The 25,339-nt window shown below is 63.2% G+C and carries 25 protein-coding genes; 15 read left to right on the forward strand and 10 right to left on the reverse strand.

Translation table 11 applies throughout. The annotated features are described in order from the left end of the window. Window positions 1-5: 5 nt before the first annotated feature. Window positions 6-1,373 (forward strand): 4-aminobutyrate--2-oxoglutarate transaminase, encoded by a 1,368-nt coding sequence (gene gabT, locus GC119_RS06700; protein WP_070777559.1) that lies wholly within the window; start codon window positions 6-8, stop codon window positions 1,371-1,373. A 104-nt stretch (window positions 1,374-1,477) separates the two neighbouring features. Here the strand turns inward: gabT and GC119_RS06705 are convergent, their stop codons facing one another. Then, window positions 1,478-2,494 (reverse strand): bile acid:sodium symporter family protein, encoded by a 1,017-nt coding sequence (locus GC119_RS06705; RefSeq protein WP_070574871.1) that lies wholly within the window; start codon window positions 2,492-2,494, stop codon window positions 1,478-1,480. 151 nt (window positions 2,495-2,645) lie between these two features. Next, window positions 2,646-3,374 carry an alpha/beta fold hydrolase gene (locus tag GC119_RS06710; RefSeq protein ID WP_070574869.1) on the reverse strand — a complete coding sequence of 243 codons (729 nt, stop codon included), beginning with the start codon at window positions 3,372-3,374 and terminating at the stop codon, window positions 2,646-2,648. Between the two features lie 73 nt (window positions 3,375-3,447). Between GC119_RS06710 and GC119_RS06715 the strand changes: the two genes are divergently transcribed. Then, window positions 3,448-4,146 carry a helix-turn-helix transcriptional regulator gene (locus GC119_RS06715; protein WP_083304177.1) on the forward strand — a complete coding sequence of 233 codons (699 nt, stop codon included), beginning with the start codon at window positions 3,448-3,450 and terminating at the stop codon, window positions 4,144-4,146. A gap of 107 nt (window positions 4,147-4,253) precedes the next feature. Then, entirely contained in the window at window positions 4,254-5,342 is a 1,089-nt protein-coding gene (locus GC119_RS06720; protein WP_218079086.1) for an LLM class flavin-dependent oxidoreductase, read from the forward strand. Here the strand turns inward: GC119_RS06720 and pepN are convergent. Next, window positions 5,267-8,029: an aminopeptidase N gene (gene pepN, locus GC119_RS06725; RefSeq protein WP_083318958.1), complete on the reverse strand. Its 2,763-nt coding sequence runs from the start codon at window positions 8,027-8,029 to the stop codon at window positions 5,267-5,269. The genes GC119_RS06720 and pepN overlap by 76 nt on opposite strands. 71 nt (window positions 8,030-8,100) lie before the next feature. On the opposite strand from pepN, the gene GC119_RS06730 reads away from it, so the two are divergent. The 6 genes from GC119_RS06730 to GC119_RS06755 all read left to right on the forward strand — a co-directional run bounded on the left by GC119_RS06730 (window position 8,101) and on the right by GC119_RS06755 (window position 13,027). Continuing rightward, entirely contained in the window at window positions 8,101-9,228 is a 1,128-nt protein-coding gene (locus GC119_RS06730; RefSeq protein ID WP_226829332.1) for an FUSC family protein, read from the forward strand. 93 nt (window positions 9,229-9,321) lie between these two features. Beyond that, window positions 9,322-9,639 (forward strand): DUF2516 family protein, encoded by a 318-nt coding sequence (locus tag GC119_RS06735; RefSeq protein ID WP_070574859.1) that lies wholly within the window; start codon window positions 9,322-9,324, stop codon window positions 9,637-9,639. Continuing rightward, complete coding sequence (locus GC119_RS06740) at window positions 9,636-10,433, forward strand: alpha/beta fold hydrolase (RefSeq protein ID WP_070574856.1); 798 nt, start codon at window positions 9,636-9,638, stop codon at window positions 10,431-10,433. The genes GC119_RS06735 and GC119_RS06740 overlap by 4 nt, the downstream gene beginning before the upstream one ends. Window positions 10,434-10,440: 7 nt before the next feature. Next, window positions 10,441-11,682 (forward strand): glycosyltransferase, encoded by a 1,242-nt coding sequence (locus GC119_RS06745; protein ID WP_070574853.1) that lies wholly within the window; start codon window positions 10,441-10,443, stop codon window positions 11,680-11,682. Beyond that, entirely contained in the window at window positions 11,679-12,215 is a 537-nt protein-coding gene (locus GC119_RS06750) for a YbjN domain-containing protein (RefSeq protein ID WP_070574852.1), read from the forward strand. Before GC119_RS06745 ends, GC119_RS06750 begins: the two co-directional genes overlap by 4 nt. A gap of 65 nt (window positions 12,216-12,280) precedes the next feature. Next, window positions 12,281-13,027 (forward strand): phosphoglyceromutase, encoded by a 747-nt coding sequence (locus GC119_RS06755; RefSeq protein ID WP_070574851.1) that lies wholly within the window; start codon window positions 12,281-12,283, stop codon window positions 13,025-13,027. Window positions 13,028-13,121: 94 nt separating this feature from the next. Here the strand turns inward: GC119_RS06755 and phoU are convergent, their stop codons facing one another. Next, window positions 13,122-13,850 carry a phosphate signaling complex protein PhoU gene (gene phoU, locus GC119_RS06760; protein WP_070574848.1) on the reverse strand — a complete coding sequence of 243 codons (729 nt, stop codon included), beginning with the start codon at window positions 13,848-13,850 and terminating at the stop codon, window positions 13,122-13,124. A gap of 174 nt (window positions 13,851-14,024) precedes the next feature. Between phoU and GC119_RS06765 the strand changes: the two genes are divergently transcribed. Next, window positions 14,025-15,227 carry a sensor histidine kinase gene (locus GC119_RS06765; protein WP_070574845.1) on the forward strand — a complete coding sequence of 401 codons (1,203 nt, stop codon included), beginning with the start codon at window positions 14,025-14,027 and terminating at the stop codon, window positions 15,225-15,227. A gap of 1 nt (window position 15,228) precedes the next feature. Continuing rightward, window positions 15,229-15,912: a response regulator transcription factor gene (locus GC119_RS06770; protein WP_070776511.1), complete on the forward strand. Its 684-nt coding sequence runs from the start codon at window positions 15,229-15,231 to the stop codon at window positions 15,910-15,912. A 98-nt stretch (window positions 15,913-16,010) separates the two neighbouring features. On the opposite strand, the gene GC119_RS06775 is transcribed toward GC119_RS06770, so the two are convergent. Beyond that, window positions 16,011-16,556: a hypothetical protein gene (locus GC119_RS06775; protein WP_070574839.1), complete on the reverse strand. Its 546-nt coding sequence runs from the start codon at window positions 16,554-16,556 to the stop codon at window positions 16,011-16,013. 214 nt (window positions 16,557-16,770) lie between these two features. On the opposite strand from GC119_RS06775, the gene GC119_RS06780 reads away from it, so the two are divergent. From GC119_RS06780 to ispF, 3 genes are all read left to right on the forward strand, one after another. Then, entirely contained in the window at window positions 16,771-17,253 is a 483-nt protein-coding gene (locus tag GC119_RS06780; protein WP_019175786.1) for a CarD family transcriptional regulator, read from the forward strand. Window positions 17,254-17,331: 78 nt separating this feature from the next. After that, window positions 17,332-18,045 (forward strand): 2-C-methyl-D-erythritol 4-phosphate cytidylyltransferase, encoded by a 714-nt coding sequence (ispD, locus tag GC119_RS06785; RefSeq protein WP_226829334.1) that lies wholly within the window; start codon window positions 17,332-17,334, stop codon window positions 18,043-18,045. Beyond that, on the forward strand, window positions 18,042-18,521 hold the full coding sequence (gene ispF, locus GC119_RS06790; protein WP_070574833.1) for a 2-C-methyl-D-erythritol 2,4-cyclodiphosphate synthase: 480 nt from the start codon (window positions 18,042-18,044) through the stop codon (window positions 18,519-18,521). The genes ispD and ispF overlap by 4 nt, the downstream gene beginning before the upstream one ends. On the opposite strand, the gene GC119_RS06795 is transcribed toward ispF, so the two are convergent. The 5 genes from GC119_RS06795 to GC119_RS06815 form a co-directional block, all read right to left on the reverse strand. Continuing rightward, complete coding sequence (locus GC119_RS06795; protein ID WP_070574830.1) at window positions 18,509-19,906, reverse strand: amino acid permease; 1,398 nt, start codon at window positions 19,904-19,906, stop codon at window positions 18,509-18,511. The genes ispF and GC119_RS06795 overlap by 13 nt on opposite strands. A gap of 137 nt (window positions 19,907-20,043) precedes the next feature. Further along, window positions 20,044-20,745: an MBL fold metallo-hydrolase gene (locus GC119_RS06800; RefSeq protein WP_151952765.1), complete on the reverse strand. Its 702-nt coding sequence runs from the start codon at window positions 20,743-20,745 to the stop codon at window positions 20,044-20,046. Beyond that, on the reverse strand, window positions 20,742-21,836 hold the full coding sequence (locus GC119_RS06805) for an S-(hydroxymethyl)mycothiol dehydrogenase (RefSeq protein ID WP_151952766.1): 1,095 nt from the start codon (window positions 21,834-21,836) through the stop codon (window positions 20,742-20,744). The genes GC119_RS06800 and GC119_RS06805 overlap by 4 nt, the downstream gene beginning before the upstream one ends. Before the next feature lie 124 nt (window positions 21,837-21,960). Beyond that, on the reverse strand, window positions 21,961-22,080 hold the full coding sequence (locus GC119_RS06810; RefSeq protein ID WP_019175780.1) for a methionine/alanine import family NSS transporter small subunit: 120 nt from the start codon (window positions 22,078-22,080) through the stop codon (window positions 21,961-21,963). After that, on the reverse strand, window positions 22,077-23,690 hold the full coding sequence (locus GC119_RS06815; RefSeq protein ID WP_070574824.1) for a sodium-dependent transporter: 1,614 nt from the start codon (window positions 23,688-23,690) through the stop codon (window positions 22,077-22,079). Before GC119_RS06815 ends, GC119_RS06810 begins: the two co-directional genes overlap by 4 nt. A gap of 216 nt (window positions 23,691-23,906) precedes the next feature. Between GC119_RS06815 and cysS the strand changes: the two genes are divergently transcribed. After that, a complete protein-coding gene (gene cysS, locus GC119_RS06820) occupies window positions 23,907-25,337 on the forward strand; it encodes a cysteine--tRNA ligase (RefSeq protein WP_070574822.1) in 1,431 nt (476 codons plus the stop codon). Window positions 25,338-25,339: the final 2 nt, after the last annotated feature.

The following is a 25,339-nucleotide window of genomic DNA, read 5'->3' on the forward strand; positions in this document are numbered from 1 at the left end:
ACCTCATGACTACGTTGGAGCAGGGCGGGCAGAGCCTGCCGCAGGAACGCAAACTTGTAACCGAAATCCCCGGGCCGAAGTCCCGTGAGCTCGAAGAGCGCCGCAAAGCGGCCGTGTGCGCCGGTGTGGGCAGTTCGCTGCCGGCATACATCGTCGCCGGCGGTGGGGGAATCCTCAAAGACATCGACGGCAACCAGATCATCGACATGGGCGCGGGCATCGCGGTCACGAACGTCGGAAACTCGAATCCGCGCGTGGTGAGCCGTGCGAAGGAAGCACTTGAGGCGTTCACCCACACGTGCTTCATGGTCAACCCCTACGAGGCGTACGTCGAAGTTGCCGAAGCACTCAACCGACTGACTCCCGGCGACCACGAAAAGCGCACACTGCTGCTGAACTCGGGTGCTGAAGCAGTGGAAAACGCCGTCAAGATCGCCCGCAGCTACACCAAGCGCAACGCGGTTGTCGTCTTCGACCACGCCTACCACGGCCGCACCAACCTCACCATGGCCATGACCGCAAAGGCCATGCCGTACAAGAAGGGCTTCGGCCCGTTTGCCGGCGAGGTCTACCGCGCACCCATGTCCTACCCCTTCCGCGACAACGCCGCATATGGCACCAAGCTGTCCGGTGAAGAGGCTGCACAGCGCGTCACCACCATGATCGATAAGCAGATCGGCGCTGAAGACGTCGCCGCCATCGTCATCGAGCCCATTCAGGGTGAGGGCGGCTTCATCGTCCCCGCCGAAGGCTTCCTGCCGGCACTGCAGGAGTACGCCCAGAAGAACGGGATCGTCTTTGTAGTCGACGAAGTCCAGGCCGGCTTTGCCCGCACCGGCAAGATGTTCGCCTCCGAATGGGAGGGCATCACACCTGACCTCGTCACCACCGCAAAGGGCATTGCGGGCGGCCTGCCGCTGTCTGCAGTGACCGGGCGCGCCGACATCATGGACTCCGTTCACGGCGGCGGCCTGGGCGGCACCTACTCCGGCAACCCGGCTGCCGTTGCCGGTGCTCTCGGCGCCATCGAAGCCTACGAACAGGACGGTCTCGTTGAGCGTGCTGTTGAGATCGGCGAAAAGATGGTTGACCGCTGCACCAAGCTGCAGTCGCGCTTCGCTGAAATCGGCGACATCCGCGGCCGCGGTGCCATGCAGGCCATCGAACTCGTTGTCGAAGGCACCACCGAACCGCATCCCACACTCGCCGGTGATGTCGTGAAGTACTGTGCTGAACAGGGTGTTCTTGTTCTGTCCACCGGTACGTTCGGCAATGTGCTGCGCTTCCTGCCGCCGCTGACCATTTCCGACGAACTGCTTGACGACGCTTTCGACGTCATGGAAGAGGCTTTCGCCAAGGCCCTCGACAAGTGATCTGAGCTGCGTGGTGCGGGCTTGCCCTCACCGCGCGGGTCTGAGCCTTGAAAGCGCTTCCGGCCGCTGTAATCACGCAGCGGCCGGAAGCGCTTTGTGCTGTCCTAGTCGGTCTTGGACCGGGCGAAGAACGCTGCGATGATAGCCCCGGACACGTTGTGCCACACACTGAAAACAGCGGCGGGAAGTGCGGCGAGCGGCGAAAAGTAGGCGGCGGCAAGGGACGCTGCTAGGCCGGAGTTCTGCATGCCGACCTCAATGGACAGTGCGCGGCGCTGTGCCGGCGAAAGACCTGTGAGCCGCGCGGCGCAGTAGCCCAATCCCAGGCCGATGGCGTTGTGCAGGATGACGGCCAGCAGAACAATGAGCCCGGCCGAGGCCAAGCTGTCCTTCGACCCTGCGACGACCACAGCGACGATCAGTGTGATCGTGATGGTCGAAAGCCACGGCAGTGCGGGTGCGACAGCCTCCACGGCGCGTGCAGCAAACAGCCGCACGATGACCCCCAGAATGACCGGCACGAACACGGTTTTGACGATCGAGAGCATCATCGCCGCGGCCGACACTTCGAGGTAGGAGCCGGCCAGCCACAGTGTCAGGATCGGTGTGAGCAGGGGAGCCAGCAGCGTCGACACTGTCGTCACCGTCACTGACAGCGCGACATCGCCGCGTGACAGGTAGGTGACGACGTTTGAGGCTGTGCCGCCGGGCGCACAGCCCACGAGGATGACGCCGACGGCCAGCATGGGGTCCAGGCCCAGCAGACGAACGATCGCGACACCGGCCAGCGGCATGATGGTGAACTGCAGCGCAACGCCGATGAGCACAGCCCAGGGGCGCTTGGCGATGCGGGCGAAGTCCGGCATCGTAAGTGTCAGGCCCATGAGGAACATGACCACGCCCAGTGCCCACGGGATTGCGGGGCTCATGGCCACGAGCGTGTCAGATGCCGCGATGCCCAGCAGGCCGCCGAGCACCACCAGCACCGGGAATGCCGTCACGGCAAGCCGCGCGCTGCGGGTCTGCTGGTCGCCTGCCGCTCTGCTTGTGCGTATCGCTGACGAGGTGCCTGCCCCGCTGTCGCTGCTGTCGTTGGGTGAGTTCGTGTTCCCGGGTGCCATAGCGGGTAATCTACGCGCCAGAACGCGTTCAGCCCAGCGAAATCTCACATGGCAAGAGCGCAGCGATCTAACTGCGCTGGCCGGACATAGTACTCAATAAGGAAAAGGGGCCAGTCGTTTCAGCTGGACCACTCACAGCTGCGAGTGGAGTTTAGCTTGTTTGCGACGTTGCGCGAATGATCTCGGCGAGGTCGCGCGGTCGACTCCACATGGGCCAGTGTCCTGTAGGGAGGTCTACGACATCGAGGCTTTCGAGGTTTGCGACCTCAGCGAACATGGGGTGACCTGCCTTGGCCAACGCCATCACCTGTTCGCCGGAAATTGAACAGCACACCATGGTTGTTGGGACGCTGTGGCGGGCCCCGTTCGTGAGTTCGACGGACTGGCGCAGCACGGGAGCGGGCTCTGGGACAGCCTTTGTTCGGAAGCGCTCGAGTGCTTCGGCGCTCAGCCCTTCGAGGCTGGCTTGCTGACCGAGGTCATCGAACGACGGCAGCGGCAGGTCTTCACTCTCGGTTGGGAAGTCGGCGGCGAAGGCAGTGCTATCGGCCACGGGGCCGGAATCGACCCACACCACCCGTGCAATCAGCTCGGGGTGCCGGTCGAGAACGAGACTGACGGGGAAATTGGCGCCGCTGTGCGCGACGAGGAGCACAGGCTGATCGCCCTGCTCGGCAATCGTGTCCCTGATCGCTGCTGCTTGGTCGTCGACCGTCTTTGCCGCACGCTCTGGGTCGTCCTCGTCGCGGCCCGGCAGCGTCATCGCCACTGTGCGCGTGCCATCGGTCGTGAGGTGCTCAACGACCTCGTCCCAGGCCCATGCTCCCAGCCAGTGGCCAGGAACGAGGACGGCAGGTCTGATGTTGTGTGTTGCTGTCATAGGACAAGGCTCCCAGCCTTGGCGGACAACCGTATGTCACCATTTATGTCATGAATTTGGTGAGGTTCGCGCAGTGAAGAGAGCCGAACGACTACACGCTCTGTCCGAGATGCTGCGTCGCAGCGGGACGCGAGGTGTATCGGCCGAGCGCTTGGCGCGAGAGTTCGAAGTGTCGGTCCGCACCGTCAAGCGCGACCTATACGCGTTGGAGAACAGCGGTGCGCCGATCTGGTCCCGCCCCGGTCCGGGCGGTGGGTACGGACTGGCCAAGAGCGCTTCCCTTCCGCCCGTTACCCTGTCCCCGGAGCAGGCCGTGGCGCTCATGGTGGCGGTGTCCGCCGCGTCAGATGCGCCCTATGCCGATCTGGCGCGCGCCGGGGTCAAGAAGATCATGGACGTCCTCGATCCCAAGACTCGGGCGCAGGCCGACGAGCTTGCCCACCGGGTCTGGGTGGATTCGCTTCCTTCTTCCTCACGCACTATTCAGTCAGCGATAGAGGAAGCGATGGCCGAACAAAGAGTGCTCCGCATTCGCTATACATCGCGGGAGGGCACTACGACTGTTCGTGAGGTTGAACCCGTGCTTTTCGCTTCTGCAGGCGGTCGGTGGTATCTGGTCGGATGGTGCCTCCTGCGCGGTGCGATGCGGTGGTTCTCCGTGTCGCGCATCGAATGCGCTACCGTCACCATGACTGCCTGCAGCGGCCACGCCATTCAGGAAGTCGGGGACCCTCCTGCGAACGCCAGGCCCGTCCATGGCCGCGACGGGTGAGTTCCTCATCAACGTCTCCCGGCAGTCCATCCGAGCCCACCTCGGCCACTCAGCTCCACCTCGACGGCCTTGGGGAATTCCTCCTCGACTAGGGGTGTTCCGGCATTATGACTGAAACACCGTTGAAGCTTTCGATCCTCGACCTTGTGCCCGTTCGCGGCGAACAGACAACCAGTGACGCTCTGCGGGCGTCGAAGTCATTTGTAGAAAAGGCGGATGCCCTGGGCTACACCCGCTACTGGGTGGCCGAACACCACAACATGCCGGCCATTGCGTCAAGCCATCCCGCAGTTGAGCTTATGCACTTAGGGCAGAACACCTCGCGGATTCGCTTGGGCTCTGGCGGTGTCATGCTGCCCAACCACGCGCCGTATTCGGTGGCTGAGCAGTTCTCCCTGCTGGCCGCGGTCTACGGCGACCGGATTGATCTGGGCATTGGGCGTGCTCCCGGCACCGACCCGTTTACGCGCATGGCCATGTGGGGCCACCTGGGGGAGGGCCAGGTGGTCAATCGGGAGGGCCAGCCGATTGATCCCGTGGAGAACTTCCCGCAGCACGTCATGGACATTCTTCGCCTGCTGGGCCCCGAAGGGCTGGACGTGGAGCTGTTCGGCGACCGCAAACACACGCTGAGAGCCACCCCGAAGCTTGATGTCAGTCCTGCAGCCCAGGTGTGGCTTCTGGGGTCCAGTAATTATTCGAGCCAGCTGGCAGCAGTCCTCGGCCTGCCCTATGTGTTCGCCAATCATTTTGCCGGTCGCGGCGCACAGCAGGCTATGCAGCTGTACCGCGACCAGTTCGAAGCAACCCAGTTCGGAAGACAGCCGCGCAGCTTTATGACAGCGAACGTGGTTGTCGCTGAAACCGAGGAAGAGGCCTGGAATCTGGCACAGCCGTTCCTGTACCAGATGGCGAACCTGCGGGTGGGCGCTCCCATGCGCTCCATGCCGACGGTGGGACGGGAAACGGACGAGGTCATGTCGGCCGGGCACCGCGCGGTGGCGGACAAGCTCGCACAGACGTACATCATCGGCACACCGACCGACGCCGCCCGTCAGCTGCGCGAACTGGCAGCCGAGGGCGGCGTCGACGAGGTCATGATGCAGGCTGTTGCCGGCGGTTATCCAGACGAGGACCTGCGCACTTCGGTCGCCCGGGAGCGAACGCTGGAGCTTCTGGCCGAAGAGCTGTTCTGATCCTTGACCGCTCTGAGGTGCCGCCCAGGGTGGCCCGAGGTGCCGACCGGCTTCTCTGTCCGTTCGCCTGCCCTGCGCAGGCGGATGGACCGGGCCTGGTTGTCGGCGAGTTCTATCAGCAGCCGCCTCTGAGCGGCGGGCGCCTGCGGGTGGTCGTCCAACCATGCATTCGTCAGGTCGAGTACCCGCTGTGCGTCATTGCTCCACGTGGGGTAGAGGCCCAGCACAAGGCGACGAGCGATTTCGATCGAATGGTCAGTCCAGAACGATTCCAGTCGCTCGAAGTACTGTTTGACGAACGGTTCGCGCAACGGCAGGGCACACGGTGCGATGAAGCCCTGAATGGTTGCGCTCAGTGCATCGTTGGACAGGGTGTGGTCGTCAACGGCTGAGGTGAACGCGCGCTGTTTGGCCAACACCAGCGGCATGGCAGCCTGCGCTGTGCGTGCCCGCAGAAGGCCCGCACCGGTGTTGTCGAGTCTGGCCTCGATATCGATGTCCTGCTGGTCGGCCCAGCCCTGTGTGACCAGCGCGGTCAGTGCCAGCCAGCGCAGTGAGTGCTCGATGGTGAGGTCGTTGGCCCCGTCGTTCAGAGCGCTGCCGAGCTCTGCATTGAGAACCTTCGAAGCCCACTGGCGTCCAGCGGTGTCCACGGGGTGCGGTTGGGTCAGGGCGGCGGCGCGCTGCACCAGCACAAGTGCCAGTTCGGCCAGGTCGAGCTGCACGTCGGAGCCGGAGGGGGCCGCAGCGAGAGCGTCGAGTGCTGAGCCCAGCAGTGAGCGCAGCGCCTCCGGGTGGTCGGCGTCGGCCGTCCAGCGGTCGAGTGCGCCGAGCACTGTCGCACACACTCCTCCGGCGATGCCTGCGTGGTCTTCACGGCCGAGGGAACGAGCGTGGGCTTCAATGAGGTCCGTCACGGGCAGAAGCCCGTCCCGTGCGGCATTGGTCAGCGCCGACCAGACGAGAGCGCGGTCCATGGGGTCCTCCAGCCGGCTGACGTGACGCAGCGCGGTGGCGGTGGATCTTTCGTCCAGGCGGATTTTGACGAAGTCGTCGTCGCCGTGGTTGACCAGCAGGAGGTCCGGTGCGGGTGCGCCGACCAGATGGCTGACTTCGGCCTTTGCGGTGTCGAAGTCGAGGGTGAAGGAGTCCGTGAGCTCAATGGCGGCACCGTTTTTGGTGAATGTGCCCACCCGCATGGTGTGCGGGCGCAGCACATCAGAGCCGTCGCAGTTGCGCTGGTAGGCCGTTGCGGAGGTGATCGTTCCGTCCGTGTCGACGTCGAGGTCGATGCCGATTTCGCTCATGCCGGTGGTCTGCAGCCAGGCTTTGGCCCAGCCGCGGACGTCCCGGTCAGGTGCTGCCGCATCGAGTGCGGACAGGAAGTCTTCCAGCGTGGTGCTGCCGTAGGCGTGGTCGCGGAAGTACTGGCGGGAGCCTTCGCGGAAAGCGTCAATGCCCACGTAGGCGACCAGCTGTTTGAGCACGGACGCGCCTTTTGCGTACGTGATGCCGTCGAAGTTGAGTTTGGCAGCTTCGACATCGGGGATGTCGGCGACGATGGGGTGCGTTGTGGGGTACTGATCTTGGCGGTAGGCCCAGTCTTTGCGCGACAGCGCGAAGGACACCCAGCCGTCGTCGAACTCGGTGGCTTCTGCCAGGGCGAGTCCGCCCATGTAGTCGGCGAAGGACTCTTTGAGCCACAGGTCATCCCACCAGGTCATGGTCGCAAGGTCCCCGAACCACATGTGTGCCATTTCGTGCAGGATGACGTTGGCGCGCGCCTCCAGTTGGCGTCGGGTGACGGCGTCCCGGAAAAGGTAGTCGTCGGTGAAGGTGACCAGGCCGGGGTTCTCCATGGCGCCGAGGTTGTATTCGGGGACGAAGATCTGGTCGTACTTACCCCACGGGTAGGGGTAGTCGAAGAAGTCCATGAAGAAGTCGAGGCCCTGCTTGGTGACCGTGAAGATCGCTTTGGGGTCCATGTGGTCGGCGAGGCTGGCCCGGGCGTACAGTCCCAGCGGAATGGTGAGGTCTGCGCCGTCTGCACCCGCACCGGTCCGCGTGTAGGAGTCGGTGAGCTCAACGTAGTGCCCGGCGCACACGCAGGTGATGTAGCTCGACTGACGCAGAGTGGGGGCGAAGCTGTGCCGGGTGATGTCCTTGGCGACCTCTTCGGACTGTCGGCTGGTTCCACCGGACAGCACGGTGAAGTCGCTCGGTGCGGTCACTTCGAACTCGAAGACGGCTTTGAGGTCCGGCTGGTCGAAGTTGGCGAAGACGCGGCGGGCGTCGGTCGGCTCGAACTGCGTGTACAGGTAGACCTTGCCGTCTGCGGGGTCGAAGAAGCGGTGCATGCCCTCACCGGAACGGGAGTACAGCGCTTTTGCCCCGACCGTCAGTTCGTTCTGTCCGGCCGTGACGGGGAAGGTGACGCGGAAGCCGTCGAAAGCTGTCGTGGGGTCAAGGTCTTTTCCGTTGATGCTGACGGCATACACAGAGTCGGCGATGATGTCGATGAACGTCGTGGAATCTTCGGCCGCGGTGAACGTCACGGTCGTCACCGAATCGTACGTGGACATATCGCGGTTGGGCGCACCAGAAACGTCCAGGCTGATGCGATAGGCCTCAAGGGTGAGCAGGCGCGCTCGCTCTTGGGCCTCTGTGCGGGTGAGATTTGATGTCATTGGTCCTCCGACGACCAGCTTTTCATATTTCGTGGAATGTCGATATATAGACTTCAGGAGGAGGTGCTTCAGTGAGTACAGTCAAGCAGCCGTCGCGGGCCCGGCGCCTGGGTTCGTACCTGGGGCTGCGCGCTCGGCTGGGTCTGCGTCGGATCAGGGCGAATTTCGGCCAGTACCTGCAGGTGGTCATCGGCGCCGTTGTTGCGTATTCGTTCTGTCTGCTGGTCCTGGGGCACCAGTACCCGTTCTTGGCCGCGGTCGCCGCAACCGTGGGAACGGGCGTTGTCACGGACCGTCGCCTGCGGCGGGCCACGGAATTCGGCATCGGTGCGATTTTCGGTGTGCTGGCCGGCGAGCTGGTGCTGTCGCTGTTCGGCACGGGCATCTGGCAGATGGCGCTGGTCATGTTCTGCGGCATTCTCGTGGGCGCACTGATCAATTCCGGTCCGCTGTTCATCACGCAGATCGGCGTGCAGTCCATCTATGTGGTCACGGTCCCGCCTGCGCTGAACGCCTATCCGTTTGATCGGACTGTCGACGCTGCCGTCGGCGCCTCTGTTGCGATTCTCATGAGCCTTATCGTGCCCCACGATGCGCGCAAGGCTCCGCGGGACAGGGCAGCTTCTCTGCTCGATGAGATTTCCGAGATTCTGCAGGACATTTCACGCAGCATCCGCACGGCGGATAAGGGGGCGGCCCAGCGTGCGCTGGGGCGTGCGCGCGACACGCAGAGCTTTGTCGATCAGTGGCACAGTTCGGTCAGCGTGTCGAAGGAGGCCACCCGCATCAACGCGCGGTCCCGCCGTTACGCGGCCGAGGTCAACCGGCTTGCCCGTGCCGCTGAGTACGCCGACCGTTCTATGCGCATGGTGAGGATCGTGGCGCGTCGGTCCGTCACGCTGACTCAGACGGGTGATGCGCGGCCGGAGATCGCGAACCTCATCGATGCGCTCGCCGAGGGCAGTTCCATGCTCGGCATTGCGCTGCGCCGGGGAACGTCTCGCGTTCCGGCGGAGGAGTATTTGGCGTCGGTGGCGGCGCGCTTGGATGTCAAAGCGCCGTTTGCTCAGGGCCGACTGGACGAAACTGTCATCCTTATGCTGCGTCCGTTGGCGCACGACCTCATGTGCGCTGCCGGTCTGACCGAAGCCGCCGCCGACGACGTCCTGCCGGGCCTGCCGGAACTTGACGGAGAGTGATCTCCGCTGGGCAGCCAGGTCGGAAAGCCGCCGAGGACAGCACAGAACCTGAAGGCTCACGAGGTGCCGGTCCGCGCAGTCTAGAATGGCACCATGCTGGTGCTTGGGAACATTCAAATGGGAATCATGATGCTCATCCAGGTGGGCGTCTTTGCTCTGACGACGATCGCGTTCATCGATTCGCTGCGATTCTCCGACGAGGCGTACAAGGCAATTGACCGCCACTCCAAGGCGCTGTGGTGCAGCATCCTGGGTGTGGCCGCCGCTTTGGCCTTCGCCAACCTCCCACTCACCGGAGTCAGGAGCGGTCTCGGTCTGCTGGGCATTGCCAGCGTTGTGGCGGCAGGCATCTACTTGGGCGATATGGCCAAGAAGCTGCGTGCCATTGAATCCCGCCGCCACAGAAGGTGACGCGCACCAACCTGCCGGGCGCGGATGAGCACTACACGGCCATCATCGGCTCGGGCGAGCCCACGACCGTCTTCGCCCACGGCTTCGGCGGCAGCATCCGCGACACCCGGCCTTTTGCGGCGGGCATCCGCGGCACAAGAGTCTTTCCCCACATGCCCGGCCACGGGGGCAATCCATCGCCCGGTCCAGGCTGGGAATATCCGATGCTTGCCCAGGCGCTTGCCGGTGTTCTCGAACGCACGAACGCCGATCGCGCACTCGGGGTGTCCATGAGCGCTGGTGCTCTCGCCAGACTCATCACCGACGGCCACCACGCAGCGCGCGGGCTGAAAAAGGCCGCGTTCGTCCTGCCCGCGTCGTGGACAGCGCCGCCGGAACACCTGATGGAGAACTTCGCCGCCTACACCGACATGCTGCGCAGCTATGTCGCACAAGGCGACGAAGACGGCCTCGCCAGGGCCCTTGCGGAACGCGAAGCCCCCGAAGTCCGGCAGATGCCCGAAGCCCAGCAGTTTGCGCGCGGACGGGCCCGGGCAATCATGACAACCGACCTCGAAGACGGCATCGGCTTAGCGTGCAGGACTGCCGTGGACAATCCGGCGGGAGCCTCAGATTTCGCAGGCGATGTTCTCGTGCTGACACACGAAGAAGACACCAGCCACCCGGTCGAAGTCGCACAGAAATACGCTGACGCCTTCCCACACGCTCGCCTCGAAGTGCTGCCGCGAGGCTCCATTCTGTGGCGCGGACGCCAGGACGTGCGCCGCATACTGGGCGAGTTCTTTGACAGCTGAGCCGCCGATGCCGAACCCGCCCGCTCGCCGTTTGGCGCTCATCTCCCTGCACACCTCCCCGGCCGCCCAGCCCGGTGCCGGTGATGCCGGAGGCCTCAACGTCTACGCCCTCAACGTCGCGGAAGAACTTGCCGCAGCCGGGCACACAGTCGACATCTTCACAGCCGACCCGCAGCTGCAAAGCGGCAGCCAAACGGCACCTCGTCAGTTGGGTCCCCGCATCCGAGTTCACCTGCTGAGCACGAGAGCAGAAACAAAAGACGAACTGGCTGATGACATCGACCGCCTTGCCGGACAGCTGAGCGAACATTCTGACTACCGGGCAGCCGACTTTGTGTGGGCGCACTACTGGATCTCGGCCGATGCCGCCCTGCGGGCTCAGCCGCGCAAGAAGACTGCCGTGTCATTTCACACGATCGCCGCGGTCAAAGAGCGCGACTTCCCTGGCCACCGCGAACCGTCCCAACGGCTGGAAGCTGAACGGCGGATCGCCCAGACGGCCGACATCATCGTGGCCAACACCCCGGCAGAAGCCGAAGACGCACGCGAACTGCTGGGGGCTGCCTCCGACAGAGTTCTCACCGTGCCGCCGGGCGTGCGAACAGACGTATTCACCCCCGGCGATCAAGCTCAGGCACGCCGCCGTGTCGGGGCGGACGCCGACCTGCTGGTGCTGGGGGTCGGCCGGATGCAGCGGGTCAAGGGAACCGATCTGGCAATTGAAGCACTCGCATCACTGCGGTCGGTGCGCCCGGATCTGGCGGCCCGAACGCGCATGGTCCAGCTGGGCGCGGTTTCCGGGGACGCGCATGCAAGCGTGTACGCCGAACTCGCCGGACGCCTGGGAGTGGCAGACAGTTTGAAGGTCCGCGAACCCGTGCCCGCCGAAGAGCTCGCCGACTGGTACCGGGCGGCTGACGTTGTGATTGTGCCGTCGCGTTCGGAGTCGTTCGGCTTTGTCGCCGCCGAGGCGTCAGCCGCCGGTCGTACCGTACTGGCCTCCCGCGTGGGCGGGTTGGAAGTCATTGTCGACAGCGGGACGACGGGAGTGCTTCTGGAAGGCCGCGACCACAGAAGCTGGGCGGAGGCGCTCGCCCGGCTGCTTGACGATGCGCAGCTGCGGGAACGTCTGGGCCAGGCAGCCCGCGAACGTGTGCAGAGGTTTACGTGGCAGGCCTGTGCTGAGAAGGTAATGGCAGCACTCACTGCCGCCGGAGCGGGCCAACAGTCCGCGGGGAGGAACGAATGACGCCGATCGAAGAAACAGCATCTGCGCTGGTTGCGTGGGCCAAAGACGCGCAGGTCGAGTTCGACGTGGTCGACGTCGGCCACCTGGTGGTCACGCTGCCAGGCGAAAAGAAGCTCAAAACCACAGTGTCGGTGCGCTTCACACCCAGCCGGGTCGACCTGCAGGCGTTCCTCATGCGCAGGCCCGATGAAAACCACGCCGCGTTCTACCGGTGGATGCTGCGCCGCAATCAGATACTTCACCTGGTGTCGTTCTTCCTCGACCCGCACGGGGACGTCTACCTGCGCGCATCGATCCCCGCATCCGCGTGGACGGCCGAGATCATCGATCAGGTGATGGGCGAAGTCCTCACAGTGTCTGACGGCAGCTTCAATGATCTGCTGGTCCACGGCTTTCTCACATCCATGAAGCGCGAATGGGCGTGGAGGATCGCCCGCGGCGAATCCACTCGCAACCTCGAAGCGTTCAAACACCTGCTGGATAACGACGACAACGAGTTCATCGGCACGTTCACCGAGACCGACACCGACTGAGACAGGCAGTCAGTCCTCGGCGGATAGAACCGCCGAGGACTGACCTCACATGGAAGAATAGGGCTATGACTTACAACCTCGTGCTGCTGCGCCACGGCGAAAGCGAATGGAACAAGAAGAACCTCTTCACCGGCTGGGTTGACGTGCCCCTGACTGACAAGGGCCGCGCCGAAGCCGCCCGGGCGGGGGAGCTGCTGACAGAAGCCGGGCTGGCGCCCGATGTTCTGCACACCTCGCGCCTGAAGCGCGCCATCATCACCTCGAACCTTGCCCTGGAAACCGCTGACCGTTCCTGGATCGACGTCAAACGCTCATGGCGGCTGAACGAACGCCACTACGGTGCGCTGCAGGGCAAGAACAAGGCCGAAGTCCGCGAAGAATTCGGCGAAGAGCAGTTCATGATCTGGCGCCGGTCCTTCGACACACCGCCGCCGGAACTCGACGACAGCTCGGAATGGTCACAGGCAGGGCAGGCGCGCTACGCAAACCTGGGTTCTGCCATCCCGCGCACCGAATGCCTGGAGGACGTCATCAAGCGTCTGCTGCCGTACTGGTACGACTCGATTGTCCCAGACCTCCAGCTGGGCCGCACTGTTCTGATCACAGCGCACGGAAACTCGCTGCGCGCGCTCGTCAAGCACCTCGACGGCATCAGTGACGACGACATCGTGGGGCTGAACATCCCCACCGGCATTCCGCTGCACTACGAGCTCGACGAAGATTTGAAGCCAGTGAACCCCGGTGGCCGCTACCTCGATCCCGAAGCGGCAGCCGAAGCCGCAGCCGCGGTTGCCGCCCAGGGCAAGAAGTGACTGGTGCGCTGATGCTCTGAGCCCAGAACCAACGCTTAAGGCCCGGTGTCCATGTGGACACCGGGCCTTAAGCGTTCAAGCAGTCTGCTGGTGGTCAGCTTTCGTCCTGCTCTGCGCGGATGTCGGCGATTTCAGCTTCACGGCGTGCCGGTTCGGAGTCGTGAAGCGCTGTCAGCGTCGGTTCGAACGAACCGGTGAGCAGGTACTCAACGCGGTGTGCCACGTTGACGGCCTGGTCGCCGAAACGCTCGAAATAGCGGGAGATCAGCGTGACATCGGCAATCTGGCTGGGCGAGATTTCACCGTTGGACAGTTCGCCGATGATGGTGAACACCCGCAGGTGAAGCGTGTCGAGTTCTTCGTCGATGGCCGCGATCATCGGCACGGCCGCCGTGCCGGGTTCGCTCAGCAGCTGAACGAGAGCGTTGCCGATGCGCACCGCGGTCGTGCCCATGTGGGTGAAGACGTCGCGGAACTGCTCCGGCAGTGCCGGTTCGGGGTGGCGGATGCGCACGAGCGAACCGATGTGGCGGGCGAGGTCGCCCATGCGCTCGATTGCAACCGACATCTTCAGCGCCGCGATGACAGCGCGCAGATCGGCGGCGACGGGAGCTTGGAGGGCCAGCACTTCTGCTGAACGGCGGTCCAGGGAAGCCTGCATGCCGTCGATCGAATCGTCAGCGGCGATGACCTGCTGAGCGAGTTCGAGGTTGTTTTCCAAGAGAGCCTGAACTGAGCTCTCCATAGCCACGGTGGCCTTTTCGGCCATTTCGACAAGTCCGTCGGCGATGGATTCGAGTTCATTGCGGAAGGCTTCGCGCACTCGAGGTCCTTTCCTTGAAGTTCTACGTGAGGCACTGTACACCAACACGAACCAAGTTAACGCTTTCAAGCGGGAGTTAAAGGAGCCTGTCCCCAATGTGAATACCGGGGGAAATGTCGCACGCTCCGTCGCTGTCAGATAGAACCCGCGTCACCGTGCGTTTAGGCTGTCAGTGTGGACGTGTTGATTATTTCGCTCATTACCGGCGGAGTTGGGCTCATTCTGGGCATCGCCGGGATCCTGGCGTTTCGCATGTCCGAAAGCTCGTGGTCATCCGCGTCGCTGCATTCGGATGACGAACTTCCCGAAGGCATCGCCGAAGTTCTCGCCGTTCTGCCCAGTGCGGCAATCGTCATCGACGCCGGGGATGATGTCACGAAGGCATCGCCTGCCGCCTACACCTTCGGCCTTGTGCGCGGTCACGTCCTGGCCGCCCCGCAGCTGCGCGAAGCCGTTGGGCGGGTGCGCGTGCGCGGCCTGATCGAAGAGATCGACTTCGAAACCCAGCGCGGATCAGACGAAAAGAGTCGCCGCTATCTGCACGCGCGCGTTGCCCCGCTGGCTGAGGCCTATGTTCTTGTGCTGTGTGATGACCACACGGAGTCTCACCGAATCAACGCCGTCCGGCGTGACTTCGTGGCAAATGTTTCCCACGAGCTCAAAACCCCCATCGGCGCTATTTCCCTGATGGCCGAAGCCGTCACCGACTTTTCTGACGACCCCGACGCCGTGCAGCGCTTCGGCGGGAAGCTTCAGAAGGAATCCGCGCGTCTGGCGCAGCTTGTTCAGGAGATCATCAATCTGTCGCGGGTCCAGGACAACGAACAGCTGGAATCGACAACGCGGGTCGAGCTTGACGACGTCGTGCAGGAAGCGGTTGACCGCGCCCGCACAAATGCCGATGCAAAGGGCATCGAACTGTCAGTTTCCGGCAGCCCCGGCGCCGCTGTGCAGGGTTCGTTTGATCTGCTGGTCAATGCTGTGCGCAACCTGATCGACAACGCGGTCAACTATTCGAACTCGGGCACGTCCGTGGGCATAAGTGTTGAGTCCACTGACGGCGATGCCTCCATTGTCGTGACTGACCACGGAATCGGCATTTCGGCAGAAGACACTGAGCGGATCTTCGAACGCTTCTACCGTGTCGATCCTGCACGTTCGCGCAACACCGGAGGCACCGGCCTGGGCCTGTCGATCGTCAAGCACATCGTGGCCACCCACGGCGGGCGCATCGACGTGTGGAGCCGTCCCGGTGAAGGGTCGACTTTCACCATCGCCCTGCCGGCAGCGCCGGCTGATAACGTTCGGCACCTGAAGCCGCCGGAAAACACACCCTCTGACGGAATCGCCGCCGAGGGTCGCGAGAGAAAGGCATGAGTTGACCAAAATTCTGCTGGTCGAAGACGAAGAGTCGCTGTCGGACCCGCTGTCCTACCTGCTGGGTCGCGAAGGCTACGACGTTGTTGTGGCGGCCGACGGCAAGAAGGCGGTCGAAGAATTCGAGACCGCCGGAGCGGACCTCGTGCTTTTGGACCTCATGCTGCCCGGGCTGCCCGGCACGGAAGTCTGCCGCATCATTCGCGGCCGGTCGAACGTGCCGATCATTATGCTCACCGCAAAAGACGCCGAAATCGACAAGGTCGTCGGCCTTGAACTCGGCGCTGATGATTACGTGACGAAGCCGTATTCCTCGCGTGAGCTCCTGGCTCGCATCCGCGCTGTTCTGCGCCGCGGATCAGCTTCTGTCGACGACGAGTTCGACGATGTGCTCGAAGCCGGCGGCGTGCGCGTCGACGTCGACCGCCACGTGGTCACGGTCCGCGGTGAGGAAATGCAGCTGCCGCTGAAGGAGTTTGAGCTGCTGGAGATGCTGGTGCGCAATGCAGGGCGCGTTATGACGCGCGGTCAGCTGATCGACCGGGTGTGGGGCTCTGACTACGTGGGGGACACCAAAACCCTCGACGTGCACATCAAGCGTCTGCGCGCCAAGATCGAGGTCAACCCCTCCGAGCCTAAGCTGCTGACAACCCTGCGCGGCCTGGGCTACAAATTCGAAGACTGATACCCGCAGCCGCCACAAGCAGAGGTCCCCAAGCGATAATCGCTCGGGGACCTCTGCTGTGTGTGAGCCTGTCCGCTGGGGGTGCTGGCTCACAGAGCTCACTGGCCGGTGGTGCTGTCCTCGGTGGCGTCGTCCGTTGCGCCGTCTGTGGCAGACGGTGCGCTGCTGGGTTCCAGAGTCTTGTAGTACCAGTGGCTGCCGTCGAGAATCTGGGTCTGGACGTCTTCTGAATTGCCGTTGACCGTGACCGTGACGTCGACGAGGGTGCCGGTGGGCTGGTTCAGCCCGGAGACGATGACTTCGTCAGCGCCCTCAGCGTTGGGGTTCTGCGGGTCCTGCGAGAACTTTTCTCCCGCCTTGACGGTCTGGCTGACGGACTTGTCGCCGGCCTTGATCGAAACATCGGCTGTCTTGTCGGTGTTGTTGACCAGCGTGTAGAACAGCTGGGCCTTTTCCTGGTCTTCGTCTGAGATGAGCAGGATGCCGCGAACGTCCACGCCGTCAATCGAGGTGGCAGCGCCGTCGCCGCCGTTGTAGTGGTACTTGGCGGTCTGCTGGGACGAGATCAGCGCGGCGCAGCCGCTGAGGGGTGCAACGAGGGCTGCTGCGAGCGCGACAGCGCCGAAGCGGGTCAGCCTTTTCACGATAAAAGCTCCTAGAAGAAGTAATGCTTGGCCTCTGACGGAATCGTACCTGTTTCTGCCAACGGTCCGAAACTCGGGTCACAGGATTCAGTGTGGAATCTCCCATGTTCCTCTGAATATGCGGCTGAGACGCTATATCACACTGTGGACGATGGCCGCCCAATTTGCGGAAAGTGTCGTGGTAAGATGGGTCACCGAAAGGGGACTAAAGAGTATGAGTTTTCAGGTTGGAGACACCGTCGTCTACCCGCACCACGGTGCAGCCACTGTTCAAGAAGTGAACACCCGCAAGATCAAGGGTGAAGAGACCGTCTTCCTCAAGCTTGAGGTTTCGCACGGCGATCTGACTATTGAAGTCCCTGCTGAGAACTGCGACCTCGTCGGTGTTCGCGACGTCGTCAACGCAGAGGGTCTGGAAAAGGTCTTCGAAGTTCTGCGCGCCGAAGTTGCCGAAGAGCCCACAAACTGGTCGCGCCGCTACAAGGCCAATCTCGAGAAGTTCCAATCCGGCGATGTCATCAAGGTCGCAGAAGTTGTTCGCGACCTGTGGCGCCGCGAACAGGACCGTGGACTTTCCACGGGCGAAAAGCGGATGCTCGCCAAGGCTCGCCAGGTTCTTGTTTCCGAACTGGCTCTGGCCAAGGAAAAGGAAGAAGACGAAGCCGAAGCAATGCTTGACGAAGTTCTGGCTTCCTGATCTTCGCAGCACGGCCCGCGCTCAGAGTGCTCTGAGCGCGGGCTTTGTGTTTGACTGTTGACGGCTACCATGGCTGTCGTGGAGACAGCCCTCATCATTCCTGCCGCCGGGTCCGGTACGCGCTTAGGCGCTGACCGTCCGAAGGCCTTTGTCGAACTTGAAGGCCGCACGCTTCTGGCGTGGTCGCTGCGCTGTGGGCTGCGCGCCGGCTGCGGGCTCACTGTCATTGCCGCACCAGCACACCTGTTGGATCACGCACGCACTGTCGCACACGCCGAATGTGACGCGCTGGGTCTTCCGCGCAGCCTGGTTGCTGTCGTTGAAGGCGGCACTGAGCGGACCGACTCGGTTGCCGCCGCACTCACCGTGCTCGAATCCGCCGGTCCGCGCTTTGTGCTGGTGCACGACGCTGCCCGCGCGCTCACGCCCGAGGCAGTGTTCACCCGCGTGATCAAAGCTCTGCGCGCCGGTGAGCGCAATGTCGTGCCGACCCTCCCGGTTGCCGACACAATAAGAACTGTGTCCGGCGACACCTCGGCAGTGGAGGACCTCGCCGTGCCCGTTGACAGATCCCAGCTGAGACGAGTCCAGACCCCGCAGGGGTTCCGTACAGAAGACCTGCGGGCGGCACATCAGCACGCGCGTGAAGCCGGCATTTCAGCAACAGACGACGCCGGTCTTCTGGAAGCCATCGGTATTCCCGCCAGGGGAGTGCCCGGAGCAGAAGCCGCACACAAAATCACCTACCCCGATGATCTGCGCCAAGCGCGCGCTCGACTGCGAGGAGAATGACAATGCAGGTGGGAATCGGCATAGACAGCCACGCTTTTTCAGACGACCCGCAGCGCCCCCTGTGGTTGGCCGGTCTGCTGTGGGAGGACGCCGGTCCGGGCCTTGAGGGCCACTCCGATTCCGATGCGGTGGCTCACGCCTGCTGTGATGCTCTGTTCTCAGCCGCCGGCATCGGCGATCTTGGCGCCCACTTCGGCGTTGACAGGCCGGAACTGGCCGGGGCCTCGGGGGCGCAGCTGCTGCAGGAGGCCGCCCGTCTGGTGCGCGAAGCCGGTTTTGCCATCGGCAACATTGCGGTGCAGGCCGTGTGTACCCGTCCCAAAATCGGCACCCGCCGGGCCGAAGCCCAGCGGGTGCTGAGTGAGGCCGCCGGAGCGCCGGTCACGGTGTCCGGCACGACATCCGACGGTCTGGGCTTCACCGGACGAGGTGAAGGGGTTGCCGCCGTGGCGACCGCCCTGGTCTACCAGGCGTGAGGATCATCTGAGGCGAGTTCGTCTCCGCCGGTGACCTGCTCAACTGACTTCCCGCGCGTCACGACAACGCCGATCAGCCACACAATGGCGAAGATGCCGAAGGTCCACAGCATCTGTGTTCGGGTGTCCGGCGCGAACATGCCCAGCACGACCACGGCAAGCAGGGCCGCGGCGGTCAGCCATGACAGAACCGGATAGCCCCACATCTTCATGGGCAGGTGTGTGCCTTCCCGTTCGGCCCGTCGGCGAAGAATGATGTGGCTGGCCACGGTCGCCACCCAGGTGACGATGAGCGTCGAGCCGACCACATTGAGGCCGATGAACAGCACCTTGTCCTGATTGAAGGCATTCACAAGCACGGAGGCGAAGCCGATCAGGACCGACACCACGATCGCCGGGATCGGCACGCCCCTGTTGTTTGCTCGCCCTGTGACCGCTGGCGCCATGCCGCGGTGGGCCAGTGAGAACACCATGCGGGACGCCCCGTAGACATTGGCGTTGAGCGAGCTCAGCAGCGCCACCACGATGATGATGGCCATCACGGTGCCGACGGCCGGCAGTCCCGTGGCCGTCAACGTCGTGACGAACGGGTTCTCGGCGAGGTCGGGGTTGTCCCAGCGGACGGCGAGGATCATGAGCGCGACCGAGCCCATGTAGAACACGAGGATGCGCAGCACGATGCCGGCGATCGCCTTGCGGATCGAAGTTTCGGGGTCGGCGGTTTCGGCAGCCGCGACGGCGAGGATCTCAATGCCGCCGAATGCGAAGATCACGATGAGCAGGCCGGTGCCGATTCCGCCGATGCCGGAAGGCGCGAGGTCTACGCCCTGCACATTGCTCAGCCCGGGTGACTCGCCGGGGGTAAGTCCGAACAGGAATGCTGTGACGACAATGAGGAACAGGATGACGAAGGCGACTTTGATGAAGCTGAACCAGTATTCGAATTCGCCGAACGAGCCGACGCCCATGAGGTTGATGACGGTGAAGACCATCATGAAGGCGAGCACCCAGATCCACTGTGGGACATCGGGCAGGAAAGCAGACCGCATGATCTGTGCGGCGGCTGTCGCTTCAACGGCAACGACGAGGCACAGCTGCACCCACCACAGCCAGCCGACGGCAAAAGCGGCCGATGGGCCCAGCGCCTTGCCCGCGTAGTACGAAAACGCTCCCGGGTTGGGGTCGGCGGCAACCATTTCGCCGAGCATCCGCATAACCGAGATGATGATGAGTCCGGCAGCCACATAGGCCAGGAGAATTGCCGGGCCGGCGACGGCAATGCCTTCGCCCACACCGAGGAAAAGGCCCGCGCCGATTGCCGAACCGAGGCTCATCATGACGAGGTGCCGGGTCTTCAGGCGCTTCTGCAGTTGGGTGGTGGCCATGAAAATCCTTATGAACAAAAACAGCTGGTGAACTTCGGATGACATGATACGCCGCTGTGGCGCAGATCATGTCCGCTGAATAATACCGGGGCCGGGCGCTTAAAGCGCCCGGCCCCGCGGTGATGTGTCGCAGCGGCTCAGTGACCGCGTTCAATCCATTCCTGCAGATGCGGCTTTTCCGCGCCGATGCTGGTGGAATCACCGTGTCCGGTCAGCACAATCGTGTCTTCAGGCAGGGCGAAAAGCCGCTGCCGGATCGAGTCGATGATCGTGTCGAAACTCGAATACGACCGTCCTGTCGCTCCCGGGCCCCCGTTGAACAGAGTGTCACCGGAAAGGAGGACCGGCACCTCGGCGTTTGCGGGAGTGGTTCCCCGAACGTCTTCGGGCAGTCCGGCACCCGTGAGGCCTTCGGCAATGTAGAAGCACGTGGAGCCGGGGGAGTGGCCCGGTGTGTGCATCGCGCTCAGGCGCAGACCGGCCACCGTGAAGGTGTCGCCGTCATCGATCCGTCCGGTGGGCTGACGGTCCTCGAACACTTGGTCCCACAGCACGGAATCGGCGGGGGTGAGCAGGATCGGCGGGTCGCCGAGCTTGGCCTGAGCGTCGAAGACGTACCGAATGTGGTCGTCGTGGCCGTGGGTCAGGAGGATAGCGCTGACTTCGCGCTCGCCGACGGCTTCGGCAATGGCATCCGGGCTGTGCGCCGGGTCGATGACGACGACGGTCGAATCGTCGCCGACAATCCACACGTTGTTGTCGACGTCGAAGGTTTCGCCGTCGAGCGAAAAGGTTCCCGAGGTGATGAGCCGCTCAATGCGGACGGTGCTGTCTGTCATGTGAACTCCACAACCGATCGAAGGACTTCTCCTTGTGCCATCTTCTCAAAGGCGTCTTCGACCTGCTCGATGCCGATCCGCTCGGTGACGAACTTCTCCAGCGGCAGGCGACCCTGCCGGTAAAGCTCGGTGAGCATGGGGAAGTCGCGCTCTGGCAGGCAGTCGCCGTACCAGGAGGATTTGAGTTTGCCGCCTCGGGCGAACATGTCGATGAAGGGAACGGTCAGCTCCATGTCCGGGGTGGGTACGCCCACCAGCACAACCGTTCCGGCGAGGTCGCGCGCGTAGAACGCCTGGCGCCAGGTTTCAGGTCGGCCCACGGCGTCGATGACGACATCTGCACCGAACCCGCCGGTGAGACTCTGGACCTTTTCAACGACTTCGTCTTCGCTCATGCCCTTCGACGAGAAGCTGTGCGTGGCTCCGAGGTCTTCGGCCGCGGCGAGCTTCTTGTCGTCGAAGTCGATTGCGATGATGGTGGAGGCACCCGCCAGTTTCGCACCGGCAATGGCGGCACAGCCCACACCGCCGCAGCCGATGACCGCCACGGAATCGCCGTGTGTGACCTCACCGGTGTTCATAGCAGCGCCGATTCCCGCCATGACGCCGCAGCCCAGAAGGCCGAGCACCGCCGGATCGCCTTCGTCGACCTTGGTGCACTGGCGTTCGGCAACGAGGGTCTTCTCGGCAAAGGACCCAATGCCCAGAGCGGCTTCGAGTTCCGTGCCGTCGGTCAGCGTCATCTTCTGCTTGGTGTTGTGGGTGGCAAAGCAGTACTGCTGCTCATTGCGCTTGCAGGCGCGGCATTCACCACAGGTGGCACGCCAGTTGAGGATGACGAAATCGCCGACCTCAACGTGGACGACGCCTTCGCCGACGGCGCTGACAACACCGGCGGACTCGTGGCCCAGCAGGAAGGGGAAGTCGTCACTGACTCCACCCTGGCGATAGAGGTAGTCGGTGTGGCACACGCCGCACGATTTAACGTCGACGACGACTTCGCCCGGACCGGGGTCGGGGATGACGATGTCGACAAGCTGTGCGGGTTCTTCTTTTGCGAAAGCGACAATGCCCTTCACGGTCTGGGACATGCTGACTCCTATAAGCAGTCGTTGATGTGTCAAGTCCCACGCTACCGAAAACTGCGCACAGATAAAGGCCGGGCTTCGCTGTGTGCCAAGCCCGGCCCTGTTTCAGTCAGCGTGCGGCGACAGGTCAGTCGATGTCGCCGGCCGCTTCGTCAGGGTGGGCCTTCAGATGCAGGATTGCGGCTCCGAGACCGCCCCAGACGGTGATGATGGCGATGAGCATCATGATGACTGCGGATGCGCTCATGGGGTAACTCCGTTCTCGTTGTTCGGTGCGGCAGCCTGGGTTTCTGCAGCTGCGGCTGGCTCGTTCAGCTGCTGTTCGAACTCGGCCTGTGCTCGTTCGACTTTTTCGAGGCTCTTGCGCGGCCACGGGGTGATCGACAGGACGAGCGACACCACGACGATGAGTCCGAGGACGCCCCAGCCGAGCAGGTTGAGGGTCAGCTGCGGATAGCCTTCGTAGCCTTCTTTGATCGTCGTCTGGATGACCTGGATGAGCATGACGACCAGGACAACCGGGGTGATGATGCCCACGAAGACCATCCACACTTTGCCGAGCTTGAACGACGACACGGCGTTGAGGTGGTCGCGCAGGAACGGCAGGCGGCGCAGAATCCAGGCGACCGTGATGATCGCGATGATGGCGATGCCGACGATTCCGATGTTGTTGACGAAGTAGTCGATCGTGTCCAGCGTGATGAGGCCCGAGGTGGTGGCGAAGCCGACGACTGCTGCCAGCGCCATGCCGCCGCCTATGAAGCCGGTGGATTTGCGCTGTGAAATGCCGAGCTTGTCCGAAACTGCCGCGATCGGCACCTGCACCAGCGAGATCAGCGAGGACAGACCCGCAAAGATCAGGCTGACGAAGAACAGCACGCCGAAGATCTCACCGAAGGGCATTTCGGAGATGATCTGCGGGAACACGACGAATGCCAGGCCGACACCGCCGGCGGCGACTTCGCTCACATCGCTTCCAGCGGCGTGGGCCATGAAGCCGAGCGCGGCGAACACGCCGATGCCCGCGAGGATTTCGAACGCGGAGTTCGACAGGCCGACAACAAGGCCGGAGCCGGTGAGGTTGGTGCGCTTCTTCAAGTACGAAGCGTAGGTCAGCATAATGCCGAAGGCCACGGACAGCGAGAAGAAGATCTGACCGTATGCGGCGATCCACACGCTCGGCTGCGCAATCTGGGAGAAGTCCGGTTTGAACAGGGCGTCAAGGCCGGTGATAGCGCCCTCTAGGGTGAGCGCGCGGATGACGAGTGCCACGAACAGGACGATGAGCAGCGGAATGAAGACCTTGGAGAAGCGGGCAATGCCGTCCTGCACTCCAAGCAGAAGGATGATGAGCGTGATTGCCCACACGCCGATGAGCGGTCCGAGCACGCCCGGCACGATGTCTGCTGTCGGCAGGCCGCCTTCGTCCAGCTGCAGGTACGAACCGAAGAGGAAGCCTTCGGGGTCATCGCCCCACGCCTTTGACAGGGAGAACCATGCGTAGCTGGCCGCCCAGGCGATGATCGCTGAATAGTAGATGGCGATGACGGTGGCAATGCCCACCTGAATCCAGCCGATGGGTTCGGCTGCGCGATTCATGGACCGGAAGGCCAGGGGTGCGGACGACCGGAATCGGTGGCCTATTGCGTAGTCCAGGAAGAGCAGCGGAATACCTGCCGTGATGAGTGCGACGAGGTAGGGGAGGATGAACGCTCCGCCGCCGTTTTCGTAGGTGACATAGGGAAAGCGCCAGATGTTGCCCAGACCGACCGCGGAGCCGACTGCAGCGAAGATGAAAGCGCTGCGGCTGACGAAAACCTGCCGCTTTTCACCCTGAGGGGGTGCTTGAGTTGACATAGAAACACCTTTGTTTGTTGCGATGATGGGAAAACTTTAAACGAATGAGTGACGAATATCATAGTTCGTCCAGGCTGCTTTCAGACTGTTGCCAGTTTGTGATTCTCAGACTGTCGCTGACAACGACTGCGGGATGGGTGCGAAGGCCTGTTGTGTTCACCGCTTGCGGTGACGCCATCCCCGCGCTGGCGGCGCATGGCGGCTAGACTGTCAGCCGTGACAATTCAGCTGTACAACACCAAGTCCCGCTCCCTTGAACCCCTCGTACCGGTCTGCGACGGACGGGTGGGGATCTACGTGTGCGGTGCGACCGTTCAGGGTGCGCCCCATATTGGCCACATGCGCTCGGCTGTCGTGTTCGACCAGCTTCGGCGCTGGCTGACCTACCGCGGACTCGATGTTCTGCTGGTTCGCAATGTCACCGACATCGACGACAAAATCCTGCAGAAGTCTGCAGAAGAGGGCCGCCCCTGGTTTGCCCACGCCTACAAGTACGAGCAGGTGTTCACTGCCGCATACGACAGGATCGGCGTTCTGCACCCGTCCTATGAACCTCGGGCCACCGGCCACATCACCGAAATGATCGAACTGATCGGCAGGCTGATTGACGCAGGCCACGCCTATGCGGCCGAAGACGGCAGCGGGGACGTGTACTTCGATGCTCGCTCCTGGCCCCAGTACGGTGCGCTGACGCACCAGAGCCTGGACGACATGGCCGAAACCGATGCCGAGGTCCGCGGCAAGCGCGACCCGCGCGACTTCGCACTGTGGAAAGGCCACAAGGACGGCGATCCCATCACAGCCAGCTGGCCGACCCCGTGGGGTCGCGGCAGGCCGGGCTGGCACATCGAGTGCTCGGCAATGTCGACCAAATACCTGGGCGCCGAATTCGACATCCACGGCGGTGGGCTGGACCTGCGCTTTCCTCACCACGAAAACGAGCTCGCCCAGTCAACTGCGGCAGGCGATGGCTTTGCCCGCATTTGGATGCACTCCGGTCTGCTCAACGTCGGCGGGGACAAGATGTCGAAATCGCTGGGCAATTCGATCTTCGCCCACGACCTCTTCGACGGTCATTCGGCGCTGCTGGTGCGCTACTTCCTGTCGACCGCGCACTACCGGTCCGTGCTGGAGTTCTCAGAAGAACTGGTCGAGGGGCAGGCCCCGGCCCTGGAGCGGATCCGCAACTTCATTGCCCGCGCTCGTCAGGAGCTCGGTGACCAGGCTCCGGCAGTGCCGACCTTCCGCGACACCTCGACGGCTGTGCCGGAAGCCTTCGCGCAGGCAATGGACGCCGACCTCGGCATTCCGAAGGCCCTGGCCGTTGTGTTCGACCAGGTGGGTGCAGGCTTCCGCCTGCTCGACGGCGGAGACCGAAGCGAACTCGCCCGGGTGCTCACCTCGGTGGAGCTCATGCTCGACATCCTCGGCATCAACCCGAGTTCGTCCACCTGGGCTGAGGGTGGAGAATCCTCGTCAACCGCGCAGGCTCTTGACCAGCTGGTCGATGAGCTCGTGCGCACCCGCGCTGAGGCGCGCGCGAACAAAAACTGGGCAGTGGCTGATGCGATCCGCGATCAGCTGGCGGCAGCCGGCATAGTCGTCGAAGACACCGCTGACGGCTACCGCTACCAGATAAAGGACTGAAT

Source organism: Brevibacterium sp. Marseille-P9724 (assembly GCF_902500275.1).
Lineage (GTDB): Bacteria > Actinomycetota > Actinomycetes > Actinomycetales > Brevibacteriaceae > Brevibacterium.

Excerpts from the sequence above, each read along its gene's own strand:
- GC119_RS06735 (WP_070574859.1), top strand. The coding sequence starts at position 9,322 with ATGCTGGTGCTTGGGAACATTCAAATGGGAATCATGATGCTCATCCAG.
- GC119_RS06720 (WP_218079086.1), top strand. The coding sequence starts at position 4,254 with ATGACTGAAACACCGTTGAAGCTTTCGATCCTCGACCTTGTGCCCGTT.
- GC119_RS06705 (WP_070574871.1), bottom strand. The coding sequence starts at position 2,494 with ATGGCACCCGGGAACACGAACTCACCCAACGACAGCAGCGACAGCGGG.
- ispF (WP_070574833.1), top strand. The coding sequence starts at position 18,042 with ATGACAATGCAGGTGGGAATCGGCATAGACAGCCACGCTTTTTCAGAC.
- GC119_RS06810 (WP_019175780.1), bottom strand. The coding sequence starts at position 22,080 with ATGAGCGCATCCGCAGTCATCATGATGCTCATCGCCATCATCACCGTC.
- gabT (WP_070777559.1), top strand. The coding sequence starts at position 6 with ATGACTACGTTGGAGCAGGGCGGGCAGAGCCTGCCGCAGGAACGCAAA.
- GC119_RS06795 (WP_070574830.1), bottom strand. The coding sequence starts at position 19,906 with ATGGCCACCACCCAACTGCAGAAGCGCCTGAAGACCCGGCACCTCGTC.
- GC119_RS06805 (WP_151952766.1), bottom strand. The coding sequence starts at position 21,836 with ATGTCCCAGACCGTGAAGGGCATTGTCGCTTTCGCAAAAGAAGAACCC.
- GC119_RS06750 (WP_070574852.1), top strand. The coding sequence starts at position 11,679 with ATGACGCCGATCGAAGAAACAGCATCTGCGCTGGTTGCGTGGGCCAAA.
- GC119_RS06800 (WP_151952765.1), bottom strand. The coding sequence starts at position 20,745 with ATGACAGACAGCACCGTCCGCATTGAGCGGCTCATCACCTCGGGAACC.
- GC119_RS06780 (WP_019175786.1), top strand. The coding sequence starts at position 16,771 with ATGAGTTTTCAGGTTGGAGACACCGTCGTCTACCCGCACCACGGTGCA.
- GC119_RS06755 (WP_070574851.1), top strand. The coding sequence starts at position 12,281 with ATGACTTACAACCTCGTGCTGCTGCGCCACGGCGAAAGCGAATGGAAC.
- GC119_RS06745 (WP_070574853.1), top strand. The coding sequence starts at position 10,441 with ATGCCGAACCCGCCCGCTCGCCGTTTGGCGCTCATCTCCCTGCACACC.
- pepN (WP_083318958.1), bottom strand. The coding sequence starts at position 8,029 with ATGACATCAAATCTCACCCGCACAGAGGCCCAAGAGCGAGCGCGCCTG.
- GC119_RS06815 (WP_070574824.1), bottom strand. The coding sequence starts at position 23,690 with ATGTCAACTCAAGCACCCCCTCAGGGTGAAAAGCGGCAGGTTTTCGTC.
- GC119_RS06710 (WP_070574869.1), bottom strand. The coding sequence starts at position 3,374 with ATGACAGCAACACACAACATCAGACCTGCCGTCCTCGTTCCTGGCCAC.